This is a genomic window from Pseudomonas sp. PA15(2017) (genome assembly GCF_001945395.1).
Taxonomy (GTDB): domain Bacteria; phylum Pseudomonadota; class Gammaproteobacteria; order Pseudomonadales; family Pseudomonadaceae; genus Aquipseudomonas.
Genome location: NZ_MSXV01000056.1, coordinates 1,669 through 19,628, shown reverse-complemented (window position 1 = coordinate 19,628; position 17,960 = coordinate 1,669). Strand labels below are relative to the sequence as shown.

12 protein-coding genes and 3 pseudogenes are annotated in these 17,960 nt (G+C 59.2%); 7 read left to right on the top strand and 8 right to left on the bottom strand.

Annotation, left to right across the window (positions count from 1 at the left end; genetic code table 11):
* Positions 1–54 precede the first annotated feature (54 nt).
* Positions 55–732: a class I SAM-dependent methyltransferase gene (locus BVH03_RS21030; RefSeq protein ID WP_075963012.1), complete on the top strand. Its 678-nt coding sequence runs from the start codon at positions 55–57 to the stop codon at positions 730–732.
* Positions 732–1,424: pseudogene (locus tag BVH03_RS21025) on the top strand (lipopolysaccharide kinase InaA family protein). The gene BVH03_RS21030 and the pseudogene BVH03_RS21025 overlap by 1 nt, the downstream one beginning before the upstream one ends.
* A 442-nt stretch (positions 1,425–1,866) precedes the next feature.
* Here BVH03_RS21025 and BVH03_RS21020 read toward each other — a convergent pair.
* The 3 genes from BVH03_RS21020 to BVH03_RS21010 all read right to left on the bottom strand — a co-directional run bounded on the left by BVH03_RS21020 (position 1,867) and on the right by BVH03_RS21010 (position 3,561).
* A complete protein-coding gene (locus BVH03_RS21020; RefSeq protein ID WP_075963011.1) occupies positions 1,867–2,379 on the bottom strand; it encodes a DinB family protein in 513 nt (170 codons plus the stop codon).
* 500 nt (positions 2,380–2,879) lie between these two features.
* Complete coding sequence (locus tag BVH03_RS27010; protein ID WP_256574776.1) at positions 2,880–3,035, bottom strand: hypothetical protein; 156 nt, start codon at positions 3,033–3,035, stop codon at positions 2,880–2,882.
* A 106-nt stretch (positions 3,036–3,141) separates the two neighbouring features.
* The gene (locus tag BVH03_RS21010; RefSeq protein WP_075963010.1) at positions 3,142–3,561 is read right to left on the bottom strand and encodes an Lrp/AsnC family transcriptional regulator; all 420 of its coding nucleotides are present in this window, start codon (positions 3,559–3,561) and stop codon (positions 3,142–3,144) included.
* Positions 3,562–3,717: 156 nt separating this feature from the next.
* Here BVH03_RS21010 and yjeH point away from each other — a divergent pair, with 156 nt between their 5' ends.
* Positions 3,718–4,980, top strand: coding sequence for an L-methionine/branched-chain amino acid transporter (gene yjeH, locus BVH03_RS21005; protein ID WP_075963009.1), 1,263 nt, complete (start codon positions 3,718–3,720; stop codon positions 4,978–4,980).
* 716 nt (positions 4,981–5,696) lie between these two features.
* Here yjeH and BVH03_RS21000 read toward each other — a convergent pair.
* The 4 genes from BVH03_RS21000 to BVH03_RS20985 all read right to left on the bottom strand — a co-directional run bounded on the left by BVH03_RS21000 (position 5,697) and on the right by BVH03_RS20985 (position 13,309).
* Positions 5,697–7,130 carry an efflux transporter outer membrane subunit gene (locus BVH03_RS21000; RefSeq protein WP_075963008.1) on the bottom strand — a complete coding sequence of 478 codons (1,434 nt, stop codon included), beginning with the start codon at positions 7,128–7,130 and terminating at the stop codon, positions 5,697–5,699.
* Positions 7,127–10,210, bottom strand: coding sequence for an efflux RND transporter permease subunit (locus BVH03_RS20995; RefSeq protein WP_075963007.1), 3,084 nt, complete (start codon positions 10,208–10,210; stop codon positions 7,127–7,129). Before BVH03_RS20995 ends, BVH03_RS21000 begins: the two co-directional genes overlap by 4 nt.
* Positions 10,210–11,277: an efflux RND transporter periplasmic adaptor subunit gene (locus tag BVH03_RS20990; protein WP_075963006.1), complete on the bottom strand. Its 1,068-nt coding sequence runs from the start codon at positions 11,275–11,277 to the stop codon at positions 10,210–10,212. Before BVH03_RS20990 ends, BVH03_RS20995 begins: the two co-directional genes overlap by 1 nt.
* Positions 11,278–11,557: 280 nt before the next feature.
* Positions 11,558–13,309 (bottom strand): FAD-dependent oxidoreductase, encoded by a 1,752-nt coding sequence (locus BVH03_RS20985; RefSeq protein WP_218189558.1) that lies wholly within the window; start codon positions 13,307–13,309, stop codon positions 11,558–11,560.
* Positions 13,310–13,611: 302 nt separating this feature from the next.
* Between BVH03_RS20985 and BVH03_RS27005 the strand changes: the two are divergent.
* From BVH03_RS27005 to BVH03_RS20975, 3 genes and pseudogenes are all read left to right on the top strand, one after another.
* A pseudogene (locus BVH03_RS27005) lies at positions 13,612–13,855 on the top strand (nucleoid-associated protein); the annotation flags it as partial.
* 276 nt (positions 13,856–14,131) lie between these two features.
* Positions 14,132–15,139, top strand: coding sequence for a nucleoid-associated protein YejK (gene yejK, locus BVH03_RS20980; RefSeq protein WP_075963005.1), 1,008 nt, complete (start codon positions 14,132–14,134; stop codon positions 15,137–15,139).
* A 304-nt stretch (positions 15,140–15,443) separates the two neighbouring features.
* Positions 15,444–15,768: pseudogene (locus tag BVH03_RS20975) on the top strand (glutaredoxin family protein).
* Between the two features lie 181 nt (positions 15,769–15,949).
* On the opposite strand, the gene BVH03_RS20970 reads toward BVH03_RS20975, so the two are convergent.
* A complete protein-coding gene (locus BVH03_RS20970; RefSeq protein WP_256574775.1) occupies positions 15,950–17,164 on the bottom strand; it encodes a serine hydrolase in 1,215 nt (404 codons plus the stop codon).
* 433 nt (positions 17,165–17,597) lie between these two features.
* Here BVH03_RS20970 and BVH03_RS20965 point away from each other — a divergent pair.
* A partial coding sequence (locus BVH03_RS20965; RefSeq protein ID WP_143486033.1) for a leucine zipper domain-containing protein occupies positions 17,598–17,960 on the top strand: 363 nt, incomplete at its 3' end.

The window sequence follows — 17,960 nt, the reverse complement described above, 5'->3', positions numbered from 1 at the left end:
GTTCATCAGAACTGCCCGCTTAGCATCGAGGCACTCCCCAAGAGGTGCCTCGTCATGTCCAAATCCCGCTCCATCGAACTGGCCTTCTCCGGCAAGTACGACCAGCAACACGCCCAGAGCTACCTGCACAAACACCAGGACGGCCTGGCCAGGCGGCTGTCGCACTGGCGCGACGTGCAGGTCGGCCGCAGCGCCCTGCGCCTGGCCGGCGATCCCAACCTGGTGCTCGACCTGCCTTGCGGCGCCGGGCGTTTCTGGCCGATGCTCGCCGAACACCCGAACCGGGTGATCCTGGCTGCGGACAACTCCGCCGACATGCTCGCCACCGCTCTCGCCGCCCACCCGCCGGCAGTGGTCGACCGGGGCAAGACCTTCAAGACTTCGGCCTTCGATATCGCCCTGGGCGACAACTCGGTGGATTGCGTGTTCTGCATTCGCCTGCTGCATCACATCCAATCAGCGGAACACCGCTTGGCGGCATTACGCGAGTTTCACCGGGTAACCCGTGATACGGTGATCGTTTCGCTGTGGGTCGACGGCAACTACAAGGCCTGGCGGCGTAATCGCCTGGAGAAACGCCGCGGCGCGGGCGAGAACCGCTTCGTGGTGCGCCGCGAGCAGATCGAATCCGAGTTTCTCGAAGCGGGATTCCAGATTCTCGGCCATCGCGACTTTCTGCCCGGCTATGCCATGTGGCGCACCTATGTACTGCGCAAGCGCGAGGTGCTGTGATGGCGACGGCAGTCGGCTTTCAATCGACAGTACAGGCCAGCCCCTTCGAACGCTGGTGGCAGTGCCACGGTGCCTGGGTAGAGCCTCTCAATCAGCGCCGCGAAGGGCAAAGCGGTGTGCAATTGTTGCGGCCCCGCAACCCCTCCCATCCGCTGCTCTAAAGCAAACGGCAGACCGGGCACCTGTACCGCAGCCTGCGCCATCCACTTGGCCGCCCGACCATCTTGCGCGAGCTGCAGGCTTATCAGGCACTCGCTGAGTTGGGCGTGCGGGTACCAAAACTGGTTTATGGCTCAGCCCGCAAGCATGAGGGCCAGTGGCAGGCCCTGTTGATCACCCAGGCGCTGACAGGGTTCATCAGCCTGCAGCAGTGGTACGAAACACAACACAGCGCCGAGCAGTCGGCCTACATGCTGGCCGCACTGGCCGATACCCTGGCTCGCATGCATCGCGGTGGCTGGCAGCACGGCTGCTGCTACGCCAAGCATGTCTTCATCAGGGTCGAAGACGATGAAACCGCTTCACCCCGCACTGAAATCGCCCTGCTCGACCTGGAAAAAAGCCGCCGCCGCTGGCGCCCCGCCGACGCCTCGCGCCATGACATGCGCCAGCTGAAGCGTCATTGCGGGGCAATGCCCGAGGAGGTTTGGCAGTTGCTGATGTGGGCTTATACGGCGGCGCTTGACGGCTAACAACCTGTTCATAATCTTTAGGTCCAGATTCGCCGATTCTGACCGCTAAGTGGCGGGAGCGGCCGTTCTTTCCCGAAGGATGGACGGGTGATTATCTGTGACAGCGGGCCATGCCCGAGAAAAAGTCACGGGCATGGACTGGGCGTCCCCGCCCGCTCCCACAGGTACTGCATCAATGGCCGCTTCTGCCTTATAATTGCCGCTTTATGCGCATGCAAGACTTTGAACAGGCGCTAGAAACCTGTTCATAATCTTTCGGCTCAGGTTCGCCGATTTGGCCGCCAAGTGGCGGTAGCGATCGTTCACCGATCCACTGTGGGAGCGCGCCATGCGCGCGAAAAATCGCGGGCATGGCCCGCTCCCACAGGTACTGCATCGATGGCCGCTTCTACCTCGCAGCTGCCGCTTCATGCGCATGATGATCGTGAACAGGTTCTAAGGCTCAGGTGAACGATCCCCGGGCTTGCTCTCTCCTGACCGGCTCAGCCTCATGCAGATACCGCGTAAAAGTATCCTTCGGTCGTTCGAGCCCATGAATCGCCAGCGTTCGCGACGCCATCCCGCGATGATTGCTGCCATGCGTCAGCAGATGTAGCAGCACCTCCTCCACCGACAATTGCCCATGGTCGCCATCGGTGAAGCGAAACGAAACGACGCGCTGCAATTCATCAGCTGTGGCGCGCTCTGCAAAGCCGATGAGCCACGCATCGTTCTGCGCGATACGTGCCTTGAGCTGTGCAAATGTAGGCGTCTCGCGGGTGTTGTCAGCGCTGTAGCGTTCCGCCCCACCAGATAGACGACTGATAAAAAGGCTGTCGACGACCGTGGTGTGATTAAGGATGCGGGTGAAGAACTGCGCATCGTTCTCGGGAAGCTGTTCCAGTTGGCGCTCGCCAAGCTCAAGCAATTCCGCGTTTGCCCATTTCTTGTACTTGAACGCATCAGCGAACAGCATCTCACAACTCCTCTGCATTGGTATCGGTTTAAGAAACAGCTCCAGACTGCGCCGCCAGAAGCCTTAAAACTGGTCAGCAAAAGCGCTGATGGCCGAAGCCGCATCTCCAGGAGCGGCCTGCAGCAGACAATTCGGGGCCGCCACCGAGACAACGCGAATAGCAGGGAGCTCGCGTTGTATAAGGGCGCAGGAGGATGACCGAACGAGCCGATCCTCAGTCGCCTGAAGATAGAGCACTGGTGTTGAAATGGATCCTAGTTTCGGCAAGACGTTAACGGTATGGATAGCCTTCATCCTCACGGAAAAAGCAGCGGGCGATAGTTGAGCGACTGCTGACGACAAGGCTGAACGAAGTGCTTTGCTTGAATAGCGACCAAGCAACAAATGATCGAGAACTGCGCGGGGCGCTCGTTTGGGCGACAAGGTCCCCGCCAGAAGCCAAAGTGCGGTGATAGCAGGGCGTGGGCTTACAGCGAAGGTGCTGCAAAGGATCAAGCCAGTCAGGCCGGGTGGCTGCGCAGCTGCAATCGATATTGCGATGGGCCGGAGAACGATTCCCCAAGAAGCATGAATGGCTCGCCCTTGGGCAGCGCTGCGATAACCAGGCGCTCCAACGCCTCGTAGCCCAAGGCTTCGGTAGCGGGGTAGCGAACCACTCTGATATCGAAAAGGTGCCGAGCCGATCGATGAGAGGCTGGAACAATGAACCGGTTCCATCCATGCCGGGAAGCAGCACCAATATCGGTGCAGAACCTCTGAGCCTCACATCAGCCAATCCTTCACCACCATATGGGTCTTCACCTTGAACACGCCTGGCAGGTTCTCGATCTCCCCGCGTACTTCCGCCAGCCGTTCCATCGAAGCTGCCTCGAGATAGATCAGCATGTCCGTTTCGCCGCTGATGCCCGAGCAGCGGCGCACTTCCGGGAAGGCGCGCATGCGCTCGACATACTGCTCGCAGCGTCCGCCCTTGTAGAACAGTTCCAGGTAGGCCTTGACCACCACCGCGGCCGGCTCGGCGATGCGCGCGTGGTAGCCCTGGATGACCCCGGACGCTTCCAGCTGGCGGATGCGCTCGCTCACTGCGGAACGTGACAGGTTGACCTGGCGAGCCACCTCGGTGACGGTCAGGCGCGCGTCGGCGCACAGCAAGGCGATGATGCGTTGATCGAACTTGTCCACTGAAGCTCTCTGCAAACAGGATGACGGTCATTGCCGCCGTTTTGTCGGTGATCGGCGACGCTTCGCCAGCAGCCGCGCAAGCGAAGCGGCCTTACCATGGCGATACGGTCGGCAGGCGCTCTGCCAGGGGCCGCGTCTGGAGCGAGAGCATACAACATGAGCCGATTGAACAAGGAACTGGGGCTGCTGCAGGGCGTGGGTTTGCTGTGTACGTCTCTACTGGGCACCGGAGTTTTCGTGATTCCCGCGCTGGCCGCCACGGCTGCTGGCGAGATTTCGCTGTGGGCCTGGCTGCTGTTGATCGTGCTGATTCTGCCGATGGCCTTCACCTTCGCCCAGCTCGGCCGCCATTACCCGCATGCGGGCGGCGCCCCGCACCTGATCGGTCGCGCGTTCGGCGCGCCCATGGAGCGCACCAGCGCCTGGCTGTTTCTCGCGGTGATTCCGGTGGGCCTGCCGGCGGCGCTGAACATCGCCAGCGGCTTCTGGCACGCCTTGTTCACCCTCAGCGACCTGGCAGTCCTGGCCATCCAGCTCGCTACCCTGGGCATCATTCTGCTGCTCGGCCAGCGGCCGGCCCGTACCTCTGGTGGCGTGCAGATCGCCATTGCCCTGGCCATCGTCGCCACCATCGCACTGATCTGGGTCAAGGGCGACCTGCCCCACGCCGAGCAACCGTTGCTGCCGCCCCTGGCCGGAAACTGGCAGCTGTTGCCGGTGGCGTTGGGCGTGATGTTCTGGTGCTTCGTCGGCATCGAGGCCTTCACCCATCTGGGCGAGGAGTTCAAGAATCCGCAGCGCGACTTCCCCCTCGCCCTGCTGCTCGGCGTGCTGCTCGCCGGCCTGGTGTACTGGGCCTGTTCGGTGGCGGTGCTGAGCTTTCACGCCTACGGCGATGCGCGCACCGATGCCGCGTCGCTGCCGCTGATGCTCGACGTGCTGCTTGGCGACCAGGCCCGCTGGCTCAGCGCGAGCATTGGCTACCTGGCCTGCTTCGCCTCGATGAACGTGTATATCCAGGGCTTCTCGCGACTGATCTGGAGCCTGGCCGACGAAGGCAAGCTGCCCCGCGCGTTGGCGGTTCGCAACGGCAATGGCGTACCGGCCAGGGCGTTGCTGCTGGTGGTGCTCAGCTGCGCCCTGAGTGCCACGCTGATCTGGAGCCTGTCGCTGTCGCTCGACCAGCTGATCCGCTACGCCAACGGCAACTTCATCGTCATCTACCTGCTCAGCATGGCCGCCGGCTGGCTGCTGCTCCGCGGCCTGTGGCGCTGGCTGGCCGGCCTCAGCACGCTGCTGTGCGCGGGCATCCTGCTGATGCTGGGCCTCGATGCGCTGTACGCCATCGGCCTGCTGGCCGGCTTACTGGTGCTCGATCGCTGGCGGGCAAGTCGCCGCACGGCAATCGCCCTGGACTGACTCGGCGGCGGGCGACCAAGGCTGCGACAGTCGGGTAAACTCTGCGCAACCCTGGCCGCTTTGACGCGGCCCCTTTGCGTCACGCCTGAAGAGATAGCCCATGCCGATCCGTCACTGCATCGTTCACCTGACCGACGAGAAGCCCGACGGCAGCCCTGCCATGTTGCCCATCCGCGGCAGCGAATGGGGCGCCTGCGCTCCGCAGCAACTGAGGGCTCAGCGGGCCTGCGGCCGTTCACCGATCCACCGTGGGAGCGCGCCATGCGCGCGAAAAATCGCTGGCATGGACTGGGCGTCCTCTACCGCTCCCACAGATAATGCGCCGATGTCCATTTTTGCTTTGTAGTTGCCGCTTCATGCGCATACAGGACTTTGAACAGGCCCTCAGGCCGCCAGTTATCCCGTTCATCGCCACACCTCAGTCGAGATGCCTGGGCGAAGCAAGCTGATAGCGAAACCACAAGGGCAAACTGTGTACTCTGCGCTTGCCAAAAACGCCCTGGCAGTGGCGAGCAAAGGCTTCTACAGAGCCCAGCTGATCGGCAAACGCGTGTCACGAAAAAGCGTAGAAAGCCAGAAATGAGTGGCCGTGTTCAACCAACAGCGCTGGCTGGAGCCGCTTGGAAATAGGCCGCCAGCGGAGATTGAGGCAGGGGGCGAACCGAGCCAGGCAGCCATCCCACTGGTCGCCTGGCTCAAACACTACCTGGGGCGCTTTACTTCGCGCTTGCTACCTCATCCAGGGCAGCTCCACTCCAGCCGCCGCCCAAGGCGACGAACAATTCGATCTGCGCAATAGCTCTGTCGCTTCGAACTCGGTTCGCTTGTTGACGGGCGTCGATCACCTGCCGTTGAGCATCGAGCACCTCGTTGAGGTTGGCCTCGCCAAGCTGATAGCTACGGTCGGCCAACTGATGGGCACGTTCCCGATGAGCCAGGCTGCGCTGCAGCGCCCCGGCACGCCGCTCGGAGCCATCTTGCCGCACGGCAGCACGCTCGACTTCCTCCAAGGCCTTGGCCAGGGTCTGACGTAACGTGAGGTAGGCTACTTGCTGCTGAGAGTCTGCGATGTTGATTGCAGCGTCGCGGCGCATGAAATCCAAGAACGGCAGATCAAACGTCAGCCCAATGCGGCCGAAATCGGACACGCTGGACTGCCCGCCGATGGCAAAGCCACTGCGCCCAAGGGCAGCCTGCAGGGCCAAGGAGGGGAAGAGGTCACGGCGTGCCGCGATCGCTTGCTGCGAGGAGGCATCCAAACGCGCGATGTCCGCGATCACATCGGGGCGGCGGCGTAACAGATCCGCTGGCTGACCGATTGCCACGGCTCCATTGTAGAGAGGGACAGGTCGCTGGCCGAGGGATTGCTCAACCGAGCCTGGTGGCATATCCAGCAGCGTGTTCAGCGCCAGACCCGCCTCTCGCAAATTGGCATCTGTTTCGGCGAGCTGCGCAATCAGGCTCTCCTTTTCAGCAAGCGATGCCTGGACATCCAGAAGCGTGACCTCGCCTATGTCAAAGCGCCGCTGGGCGATGTTGGCAAATTTCTCGGCAAGCGCAATGGCTTGATTCAGTTCGTCACGTTGCGCCTGGTGCCCACGTAACTGGATGTAGCCCTGGGCAATCGTCGAGGTGACCGCCAGGCGCATCGCCACAATCTCGGCTTGCGCAGCCCGAGCTTCTTCTTCGGCACCACGAATGCGCGCCCGGGTCGCGCCAAACAGATCCACCTCCCAGCTGGCCTGCAGCGCTACCTCCCAGTTTTGCACGCGAATACGATCACCTAAGCCCAGCTCTTTGCCCAGTTCGCTGTCGCCAGCGTCGGCATCAATCCATTGCCTACTGGCTTCCGTCGGAGCCGAAAGCGTCGGATAGATATCAGCCCGCGCGTTTCGCAACTGCGCACGCGCCGTGTCGAGCCTCGCTATCGCCAGGCGAACGTCCTGATTGCGCGAAAGACCGGTATTGATGAGACGGCTTAAATCATTGTCGCCAAAACCAACCCACCAGTTGGCCAGCGAAGCATCATCGAGCGCCTGGTAAGGGCCGACACTGAAATACTGTTCGGGGAGTTCGGCAGGCGGCATCTCTCGATGGCTCGAGCAGCTAGCCAGCATTGCGGCGACGAGCACGCAAACGGCAAGTCTCATGTTTCATCCTCATTGATGCGCATCATGAGCGCATACAGGCAGGGTACTGCTACGAGAGTAAGAAGCGTGGCGAACACTAAGCCGCCAATGATCGTAACAGCCATATTGGCGAAGAACGGGTCGAGCAACAGAGGCGCTACGCCCAGCGCGGTGGTGATGGCCGCCAGACTGACCGGGCTGAGACGCGATGCAGATGCTTCGACGAGTGCCTTCATGCGCGGCACGCCATCGGCAATTTGCTGATCAATCTCGTTGACCAGAATCACCGCGTTCTTGATCAGCATGCCTGTCAGGCTGAGCAGACCCAGCAGGGCCATGAAGCCGAAAGGCAAGCCCGATATCAGCAGGCCAACGACCACGCCACAGACCGACATCGGCACGACCAGCCAGATGATCAATGGCTGCCGAACCCGTGAGAACAGTAGAACGGTGATAACGATCATGGCCAGGTAGGGCAAGCCCAGGGTTCCCGCCAGTGCTTCCTGGGCATCCGAGGAAGACTCATGGTCTCCGCCCCACTTCATGCTGTAGCCATGGGGCAGCTCGATCCCTTCGAGTAACGGAGCGATACGCTTCTGGGCTTCGCTCGAAATTTCATCGCTGCGAGGCTCGGCGCGAACCGATACCGTCAACTCACGGTCGTAGCGATGCAGTTGGCCAGGCTCGCGAACACGTTCGACACCATCGCTCACTTGACTGAGCGGTATGTAGCGCCCAGCACTGGGGCTCCAGATCTGCCGTTCGAGAAGACCCTCGGGGCTGACTCGTTCGCTGTGCTTAGCCCTCAGCAGGATAGGTATCCGCTCGTCTGCCTCTCGGAAGGCGCTCGCCCTGTAGCCCTCACTGTAAAGTGCCAGCGCTTGGGCAACCGCCTGGCGCGTCAAACCGCTGTCCGCCAGTCGCTCCAGATTGAGCTGGGGACGCAGCGACCACTCGAGCCCGCGCCAGTTATCACGCACGTTGAAGACGTCGCCGTCGGCCAGCAGACGACGCTGCGCCTCAGCGGAAATGGCCCTTAACACCTCTGGCGAAGGCCCACTGAAGCGGGCTTCCAGCTTCGCTTCTTCGTTGGGACCAAACATCAATTGCTTGGCTGCGATGCTGCCTTCCGGATAGCGATCCGGTAACTCCTTGTTGGCCTTTTCAGCCAAGCCTGCAATCTGCTCGGCGTCATCGACCAGCACCACGAAATGTATCAGGGAAGGCTCGGGGCGCTCGGCCATGTAGGTCAGCATGAACCGCGACGCCCCCGTACCGACGAAGGTCGCTACACCGGAAACGCCATCCTGTTCGGCCAACCAGCTTTCAACGCCGCCGGCCACCCGCTCGGATTCGCGGATATCTGTGCCTTGGGGCAAGAACACGTCAACCGTGAACAACGGCGTGTCAGAGGGCGGGAAGAAGTCTTGAGGGACGAAGCGAAACGCATAGAGCGACGACGCGGTGACCACTACCAGCAAGGCGACGGAGAGCCTGCGTCGGTGCAGGACGGCACTGACGAAAGAGCGGAAAAGGTCATAGCCCTTGCCCTGAAAGGCTTTGTCGCCAGCTTGCTGATCTCGCTCACCGTCATCATCGGCCTGCTGTGTTTGGCCTTCTTCCTTGCGCCCGCCAAGCAGGTAATAACCAAGAAAGGGCACCCCCACGATCGCCAGAAACCAGCTCAATAGCAGAGAGCTGGCGACCACGGCAAATAACGAGAACAGGAACTCGCCGGTTGTGTCCTGGGAAAGGCCAATGCCGGCGAAGGCAAGAATGCCGATGAATGTGGAACCCAGTAATGGCCACTGAGTGCTTTTCACTGCTTCGCTGGCCGCCTTGGCGAAACTCAGCCCGCGTTTTTGCCTTACCAGCACGCCATCACAGATGACCAACGCATTGTCGACCAGCATACCCATGGCGATGACCAGCGCACCGAGCGAAATCCTCTCCAGCTCGATGCCTAGCACCAGCATGACCAGCAACGTACTCAATGCGGTCAACAGCAATACACTGCCGATGATTAAGCCACCCCGCAGCCCCATGGCAACGCAGAGCACCGCGACAACAATCAAGATCGAGATCGCGACATCGATGACGAAGCCGCCTACCGCCTCGTCGACCACTTTGTGCTGGGCATAGATAGGGTGCAGTTGGAGACCGGTGGGTAAGTCGCGCATCAGCTCACCGAGCCTGGCTTCAACACGCTTGCCGACTTCAACGATGTTGGCCCCGGATTGCCCACTGAAGCCCAAGGTCACCGCTGGCTCGCCGTTGAAGCGAATCAATTGGCCGGGACGCTCGCTGTAATCTCTGTAAACCCGCGCAACGTCTCCCAAACGCAACCTCTGGCGGCCTTCGCCGACAGGGAGATTGCGCATAGCCTCCAGCTCATCGAAAGCACCGGTGGGCCTTATCCGCAGGAAGTTGCCTGCCACCTGTACACCACCACCGCTAACGACCTGGTCGGCGTTCTGCAGTGCCGTGATGATTTCTTCAGGCGACAAGCTCAGCGAGACCAGCCTGTCAGGATCTACCTCGACCACGACGGTCTGCTCATGCACCCCCATCAGCTCGACCTTGTTCACATCCTCGACAAGGGCCATTTCGCGACGCAGTTTCTTTCCCACATCACGAAGTTCGGCGGGGGTCAGGCCGTCACCGGTCAGCGCATAGTAGATTCCGTATACATCGCCGAAATCATCATTGACCAACGGCGCGGACGCGCCAGGGGGTAAGCTACCCGCCGCATCGCCCACTTTGTTGCGCACTTGGTTCCAGATCTGTGGCAACTCGCTACCGCGATAGTGCTCGAGGATTTCAATGCGAATCTCGGCATTGCCAGGCGTGGCTTTGGAGCGGATCGTCTTGACCTGCTCCAGTTCCTGAATGACCGTTTCCAGCGGGTCGATGACCTCCTGGTCGACCTGTTCAACGGTCGCCCCCGAGTAAGAGACGGTGATCACTGCTTCTTTGATGGTGAACTCCGGGTCTTCCAGACGCGGTAGCTCGAAGTAAGCGTACAGGCCTCCAAAAAAGCAGACCATCAATAGCAGACCAATATTGACGCGTCGCGTCATGGCATAACGGGCTATATCCATCACTCGGTGCGCTCCTGGAAGCGAACCTGCTGTTCGTCCTGCAACTTGCTAGCACCCGCAACCACGATTTTGGAGCCAGGAGAAAGGCGCTCGCTTTCAATCACAGCCAATTCCCCTTGAAACCCCATCATCTTGACTGGAATGTGCCGAGCTCGGTCAGAATCGACGACCCAAACGGACTCGTTGCCATCTTCGTGCTTAACGACGGCACTGACGGGTACCTGATAGGCATTTGCCGTACCTGAATCATGTTGCCGGGGTATTTTCACTCGCACAGCCATACCAGGCAGCAAGTTAACCCCGTTGGGCCGATCACCACGCAGCCTGACGCGATAGGTACGGGCACGCTCATCCGGCTGGGTCGCGTGCTCCTTGTAGACCAAGGGCAGCGAAAGATTCTGCGAAAGGATCGTCCCCTGGACCTGCAGCGTGGCGTCAAAAGGTATCTGCAGCGCCACAGACTCGGGTATATCGACGTCAACCTCCATGAAACGGTTGTCCTGGAATGTGAAGATAGGGCTGCCTGCCTCCAATACAGTGCCTGTTTCCACATGACGCCTTGCAACAACACCATCAAAAGGTGCCCTTAGGCGAGTGTGAGACTCCTCGCGCCGCGCCATGTCGAGCGCGACTTGAGCAGCGATCTGGTTCGCGACTACCGGCTCGACCGCAGCCGGCGCGAGAATGCCTTCAGCCAGCAACTGGCGTTTACGCTTGAGGTCCGCCGTCAGCAGATCAAGATTGGCCTTGGCATCGCGCACCCGAAGTCGGTAATCGGTAGCGTCAAGCTCGGCGAGCACTTGGCCGCGCTTGACAGGGGTACCATTGGCAACCAGAACCTTTTCCAGACGCCCAGAGACCTGAAAAGCCATGTCGGTCTGGGTCACGCTGTTGATCGTGCCTGAGAAACGCCACGGATCACCTTCACTGTGTAACGCTTCGATGCTTTGAATGATGACCAGCGAAGGAGGCAGCGGCTCCTGGGGATCATCACTTGAACAGCCAGCAATCAAAAAGCCGCTCGATGCGAAAACGAGGGCTTGCCAAGAAATACGGAAAGAAGGCATTCAACATCCCTATCTGTAGTGAAAAACCGTGGAGCAAACAGCGTCGACGCCTCGTATCCAACACGACCGCTAACGACAAACGCTGCAGCGCAATGATGTAAAACGCCCACCGGCCAAGCGCCGCAAACCTGTCAAACCTTTGGAGCGAGGACGCTCGCTGCCAGATTTGATGAGGTAAGCGGCACACAGGGAACCAGCAACATCGGATTAACCGGATGGCTTTATCAATCAAGGACAAACACAGGACGCCGCCACGCTGGAGCGGTTTAGTCGCCACTCATTAAGCGGCGCACCTTGACGAGCTTTTGTCCACGCGCATGGCATCAGGCACCGCTAATGGCTGGCCATGTCCTGAACGGCGATGTAACCGAACGTGATGCCTTGACCAATGGTGGCGCCAGCGCCGGGGTAGGTTCGACCAAACGCGTTGGCTGCGTTGTTGCCGATTGCAATAGAGCCCTTCGATTGGCGTTTCATCTTCACGTAGCACGCGGGCATGTTCGTCGGTCATCAGGCCACCACAGGTGCCAAGATCAGAAAGCACCAGCTTGATGGCATACAGCGTGCCCGTTAAGGGACGAACATTGGGGTTGGGTCGAATCGTTGGGTCGCCGTAGTAGCGATCGTAGGCGAACTCGCCACGGTGGAAATCTTCATCCTTTCCTTGCAATGCATTGCCATTGAATCGCTCGAAAGCAGCAACGAAACGGTCTTCCGGCAGGCCGGCGGCGCGGGCCAGATCACGGGGGTTATCCGCCTTGACCGCAATACCCTCGTCGTACCAAGCCTGCGGCAGAGACATACGCGGCATCAGCGAGCCAGCCAGCATGTAGCCGTTGCGATTGGCCTGGTCGAAAACCAGCCACATCTGGCCCACTGGCTTACCCTCTTGCTCGCGCTGCAACAACTTCTGGCCGAAACTCATGTAATCCATGGCTTCGTTCAGGAAACGCTCGCCATGCTGGTCGACGATGATCGAGCCTGGCAGGGAGCGCTCGGCCAGCAGAATTTTCGGAGCTTCGCCCTTAACAGCCTTGACCGAAGGGAACCACCAGGCCTGATCCATCAGTTCAATCCCTGCACCGCTCTCTTGCGCGAGGTTGATCGAGTCGCCGGTATTACCTTCGGCACCGAGGCTCAAGTCTTCAACCAGCGATGGTGACTGGTATTTCGTGCGCATCGCCATGTTGTGGTCAAAGCCGCCGGCGGCCAGAATCACCCCGCGCGCAGCGTCAACCCGAAAACGCTGGCCGTCCTGCTCGACGACCGCACCGTTCACACGTCCACTTTCACTCAACAGCTCAACCACGCGGGCGCGGGTCCAGATTGGAATATTGGCTCGAATGGTGCCCTCGAACATGCCTGCAGCTAGCGCCTGACCGCTGGCGACGTGAAACTTGCCCAGCAGCATTGCGCCCAGCCCTTTGAGGATCACGCTCTTGAAACCAATCACAATGGCTTGCAACGGCTTGCGTACGATCAGGTTCAGCCACCGATAAGCCGTGCCTGTGACCGGCACGGATATAGGCGACGAGCCCATTGCAGAGGGCCTGAACCGTTTTTTCTCAGCGCCAAGCTGGTTGATATCGAAGGGGCTACTCTCACAGGTGCGCCCAAGTGCGCTGCCGCCTGGGCGCTCGGCGTGGTAATGCGAATACTCTTTTGACCATATGAAGCGCAGCTTGGTCATTCGCTCCAGCATCGAGACCGCTGCCGGCCCATGCTCTACGTAGGCCGCTCGCCGAGCGGGCTTGGCATCCTCGCCAACCAGATCATCCAGATAGGTTTTCACCAGCTTCGCCGAGGTATTCGCACCGTCCCGGCGCAACGCATCATTGCCGGGTATCCAGAAGGCGCCTCCTGAGCGCGCGGCGGAGCCGCCCACCAGCTCGGTTTTCTCAACCACAAGAACGGAAAGCCCCTTTTCCTTGGCAGCAAGTGCAGCGGCAAGCCCGGTTCCAGAGCCCATGATGAGCACATCAACACTTATGTCTCGGGCCTTTGGGCCGGCAGGTCTGGCACTACTGGTCATTAGTGAACTCCTTCAATAACCGCCATGAATACAGATTGCTCGGACTACCTATGACAATGCTAGTCATTAACGTTAAAGTTAGTATTGGGAAAAAATGTAACAATACTCAGCCAGCCAGCTGACCTTGCTCACAGAAGCGGTTGTCAAGTCTGCCTCGAAACTCGACATCCTGAGACGCGCTATTCGCTACCCCCTACCGCTGCTCGGCAGCGGGGTGACTGAGCCTGCGACAGTCGGATGAACTCTGCGCCCCCCCGCTGCTCAGACGCGACCCTCTCGCGCCAGGCCTGAAGGGATAGCCCATGCCGACCCACGCCCATCTGATCGACAAAAACCACAGCGGCAGACGTGCCTTGTTGCATGCCCGCGACAGCCATCTGTGGCCTTCACGGGCATCGAAAACATGTTTGCCGGCCTCAACGACAGCTACGACGCCAAGCAGGGTAAAGCTGGGGCTTCTTCCCCCGAGAAATGCGGCATCCATCCCCTACAGCGGCTGGCTGAAAAACCTATCTGGAAGATGGCGAAGATTTCGCTGCCTTCAGTGCCTGCAGAAGCTATTATTCATAATAGTCTGAAATAATGTTATATAATAACCTTTAGATATTTATCGGGAAAATTTGTAACAAGTCACAGATAGCCCACTGCCCTCGTCCACAGAAGCAATCCTGACGCGCACCTCAACACTCGACACCCCAAAATGCGCCAAGCCCCGCTGCTGGTTCGGCAACGGGCGACCAACGCGACGACAGTCGGGTAAACTCTGCGCAACCCTGGCCGCTTTGACGCGGCCCCTTTGCGTCACGCCTGAAGAGATAGCCCATGCCGATCCGTCACTGCATCGTCCACCTGATCGACAAGAAGCCCGACGGCAGCCCTGCCGTGTTGCACGCCCGCGACAGCGAACTGGGTGCCTCCCAGGCCATCGAGAACATGCTGGCCGACCTCAACGATAGCTACAACGCCAAGCAGGGCAAGGCCTGGGGCTTGTTTCACGAGGAATCCGGCGCTTATCCGTTCAGCGGCTGGCTGAAAACCTACCTGGAAGACGGCGAAGATTTCACGGTTTTCAGCCGCCAGGCCGTCGAGCACCTGCAGAAGCTGATGGAAGAATCCAACCTGTCAACCGGCGGCCACGTGCTGTTCGCCCACTACCAGCAAGGCATGACCGACTACCTGGCCATCGCCCTGCTGCACCACAGCGAAGGCGTGGCGGTGAACGACGCGCTGGACGTGACCCCAGCCAAGCACCTGGACCTCGGTCAGTTGCACCTGGCGGCGCGCATCAACATCAGCGAGTGGCGCAACAACAAGCAGTCCAAGCAGTACATCTCGTTCATCAAGGGCAAGAACGGCAAGAAGGTCTCGGAGTACTTTCGTGACTTCATCGGCTGCCAGGAGGGCGTCGACTCGCCCAGCGAAACCCGCACCTTGCTCAAGGCCTTCAGCGACTTCGTCGAGAGCGAGGATCTACCCGAAGAGCAGGCCCGGGCGAAGACCGACACCCTGGTCGACTACGCCACCAGCCAGGCCAAGATGGGCGAGCCGATGACCCTGGAAGAACTCTCCGGGCTGATCGACGAGGAGCGCCCCAAGGCCTTCTACGACCATATCCGCAACAAGGATTACGGCCTGTCGCCAGAGATCCCCGCCGACAAGCGCACCCTGAGCCAGTTCCGCCGCTTCACCGGCCGCGCCGAAGGGCTGTCGATCAGCTTCGAGGCCCACCTGCTGGGCTCAAAGATCGAATACGACGAGGCCTCCGATACCCTGACCATCCGCAACCTGCCGACCCAGCTGACCGACCAGTTGAAACGCCGCAAGGATTAGGGTCTATTGACGTTTCAACGCGAGCCGCGTTGCCGCGAGAAATCTCGCCAGGCTAGGCGGAGGACGCAGGGAATGGTCGTTCCCTTGCCAAGTCCACCAACGACGCATGACGAGATTTCTCGCGCAACCCGAAGGGCCGGGCCCGTTTTATCGCGAGGCAGCGTTTCTCGCCGGCTCATTTAGCCAGCTAAACTTCGCGGCTCGTGCCTTGCCTCGCGATAAAACGGGCTCTGGCGCGGCCGCGTGTGAAACGTCAACAGACCCTAGCTGATAAACGCCGAGCCCCATTGCCGAGACGCTCATCATGAAACGGATTTTGCTGATTCTCGCGGCGCTCGCCGCCTGGCAACACTGGGATCGCATCGAACCGATGCTGCTGGGCAAACCGCAGCAGGTGGCCGGCCAGGGTGAAGTCATCCTCTATTCCACCAGCTGGTGCTGGCTACTGCGCCAAGACCCGCGAGTTTCTCGGCGAACGCGGCATCGCTTACACCGAGCTGGACATCGAAAAATCTCCCGAAGCCCGCCGCGCCTACGACGCCCTGGGCGGCCGCGGCGTGCCGGTGCTCAAGGTCAACGGCACGGTGATCCACGGCTACCACCCGCAGGGAATCTTGGCGGCGTATTGATTGCTGATGTGGCATCTCAAAACAACACTCATACTTCTGCTCGATTGTGTTTGCTGTCATCTACAGTCGCCAGAGTGTCTTCAGTTCTACTGACTTCGGCGAAATGATCGCGGTGGCAGACGCAAAAAAGGGCGGTTACCCGCCCTAATCGCTAAGTTAAGCCTTTGGGTGGCGTATCGCCTCAGTCCATGCTTTCAGCGATCTTGCGAAAAAGCTCGAAAGTCTCATCTTCGTGCAACGAGATATTCTCTTTTGTAGTGCCATAATTTCGAGGCGCGGACAGCTTGACGATTACTGTGCGGTGTTCCGGGCTCACATAGATAAACTGATTGTACACGCCAATGGCAGAGTAATCATGCTTACCGCCTTCGAGCAGCCACCATTGATAGCCATAGCCCATACCAGAATCACCGTTTTCCCGATCACCAGGCACCAAGTGCGGAGCATCAGCGGTCAGCGATGCATTAACCCATTTTTCTGGAACGATTTGTTTACCGTTGAACTTGCCACCTAGGCGATACAATTCTCCAAGCCGAGCATAGTCGCGAGCGGTTGCGTTGAAGCCCCCGAAAGCCATCGAGTGGCCAGCCTTGTCCGTGATCCAGTAAGCATCATCGGTCGCACCGAGCGGCCCCCAGAGCTTTTCCTGAGTATAGGCTGCCAGCGTTTTACCGGTTACACGCTCCAACACCAATCCCAAAACCAGCGTGTCTGCAGAGTTGTAGCGATTGAAGGTTCCGGGCTTTAGCTCATTTTTCATAGAGCCCACGAACTCCAAAAAAGAAGACTGTCCGGTCATGGCGCTCAAAAGACGGTTGACTTCACTTTTCTCGTCAGAGTAATCCTCACTCCAGCGAGCACCCGAGGACATCTGCAGGATGTCCTTCAATCGCACACCTTCGTAAGCAGAGCCTTTCAGCTCTGGTAAATACTTCGAAGCGGTGTCTTCGACACTCTCGATCATGCCCTCGGAAACCGCAACGCCCATCAGTACAGAAACCAGACTCTTGGCCACGGACATCGACATCCAGTGATGGTCTTCCCCACCGGTCAGCCAATAGTTTTCGTAACGAATCTGGCCATCTTTAATGACCAGGAGAGCGGATGTTTCTGTCTCTGTCAAAAGGCCCTGAGTCGCGCGCTCCTCTCCTTGGAATGTATAGCGATCTGGAAGAGAAATAGATTTGCCTACTGGCCACTGCACTGGATTGCCCGACTTCAAAACTCTATTGGTAGGGAATATTTCTTCCATTCGATAGAAGTTTGAATACTGCTCTGTGCCCGTGAACACGCTTTCCAAAAACTCCGTCGCATTCTCGCTGCGATTGATCTGCTCGGCGTGAACAGCACCCGTCATGGCTAGGATTATTGCCAGGGAAATACTTTTGAGATTCAAGACACTCACTCCAATGGATGTTGACTGCATTCAAACACTTGTTTTCAGAAAGCCATTATCGATTTGGCTGACTGCCCAGTGCGGTCTACCCGTTTGGCGTCCGCGTAAACCTCTACGTCGCTGCTGCGTGAAGCAAACGGAGGCCCTTGCGAGCCAACCCGGATTGAAAAGCTCATGCCACGGCCATCGGTGAATCTGATGATCGGCCATGGCCAATTAATTATCACAAATAAAAAAATATAGTCAACTATAAAATTTTATTAGAATAAAAATATTCGCCGTAGCTGGTCGTTTTCAGCTAACATGTGGCGGCGCAAGAATAGGCGTGGAGTTAGCCCGATTGAGGCTAGCTGTGATCTCTCAGTAGGTTGTTCATCCGGGGCGTTCCCGGAATTCTGGAAGCGCAACCAACACAGCCTTCCAGGAGCCCCGGATGAACTTGCATAAACATGCCCGTCTTACCCCTCGAGGTCGAGCCCTTCTCGTGCAGCGCATGCTCGATGGATTACGTGTCGAAGATGCAGCACAAGCCGCAGGAGTCAGTGTCCGCACCGCCTACAAATGGCTCAGGCGCTTTCGTGAGGAGGGCGAGGCCGGCCTGATGGATCGCTCGTCACGTCCGCATTCATGCCCTCATGAGACGGCAATCGACCTCATCGCACAACTGATTCAACTACGCCAATCTCGCCATACCTACCGACAGATCGCGCTGGCACTCGGCGTGGCCGTCAGTACCGTTGCGCGCCGTCTCAAACAAGCGGGCTTTCATCGGTTGGCCGAGCTGGAGCCTGCCCCG

Bases quoted from the DNA above. Each gene is read 5' to 3' on its own strand.
- BVH03_RS21030 (WP_075963012.1), top strand. From the start codon at position 55: ATGTCCAAATCCCGCTCCATCGAACTGGCCTTCTCCGGCAAGTACGAC.
- yjeH (WP_075963009.1), top strand. From the start codon at position 3,718: ATGAGCCGATTGAACAAGGAACTGGGGCTGCTGCAGGGCGTGGGTTTG.
- BVH03_RS20985 (WP_218189558.1), bottom strand. From the start codon at position 13,309: ATGACCAGTAGTGCCAGACCTGCCGGCCCAAAGGCCCGAGACATAAGT.
- yejK (WP_075963005.1), top strand. From the start codon at position 14,132: ATGCCGATCCGTCACTGCATCGTCCACCTGATCGACAAGAAGCCCGAC.
- BVH03_RS20990 (WP_075963006.1), bottom strand. From the start codon at position 11,277: ATGCCTTCTTTCCGTATTTCTTGGCAAGCCCTCGTTTTCGCATCGAGC.
- BVH03_RS21000 (WP_075963008.1), bottom strand. From the start codon at position 7,130: ATGAGACTTGCCGTTTGCGTGCTCGTCGCCGCAATGCTGGCTAGCTGC.
- BVH03_RS20995 (WP_075963007.1), bottom strand. From the start codon at position 10,210: ATGGATATAGCCCGTTATGCCATGACGCGACGCGTCAATATTGGTCTG.
- BVH03_RS21020 (WP_075963011.1), bottom strand. From the start codon at position 2,379: ATGCTGTTCGCTGATGCGTTCAAGTACAAGAAATGGGCAAACGCGGAA.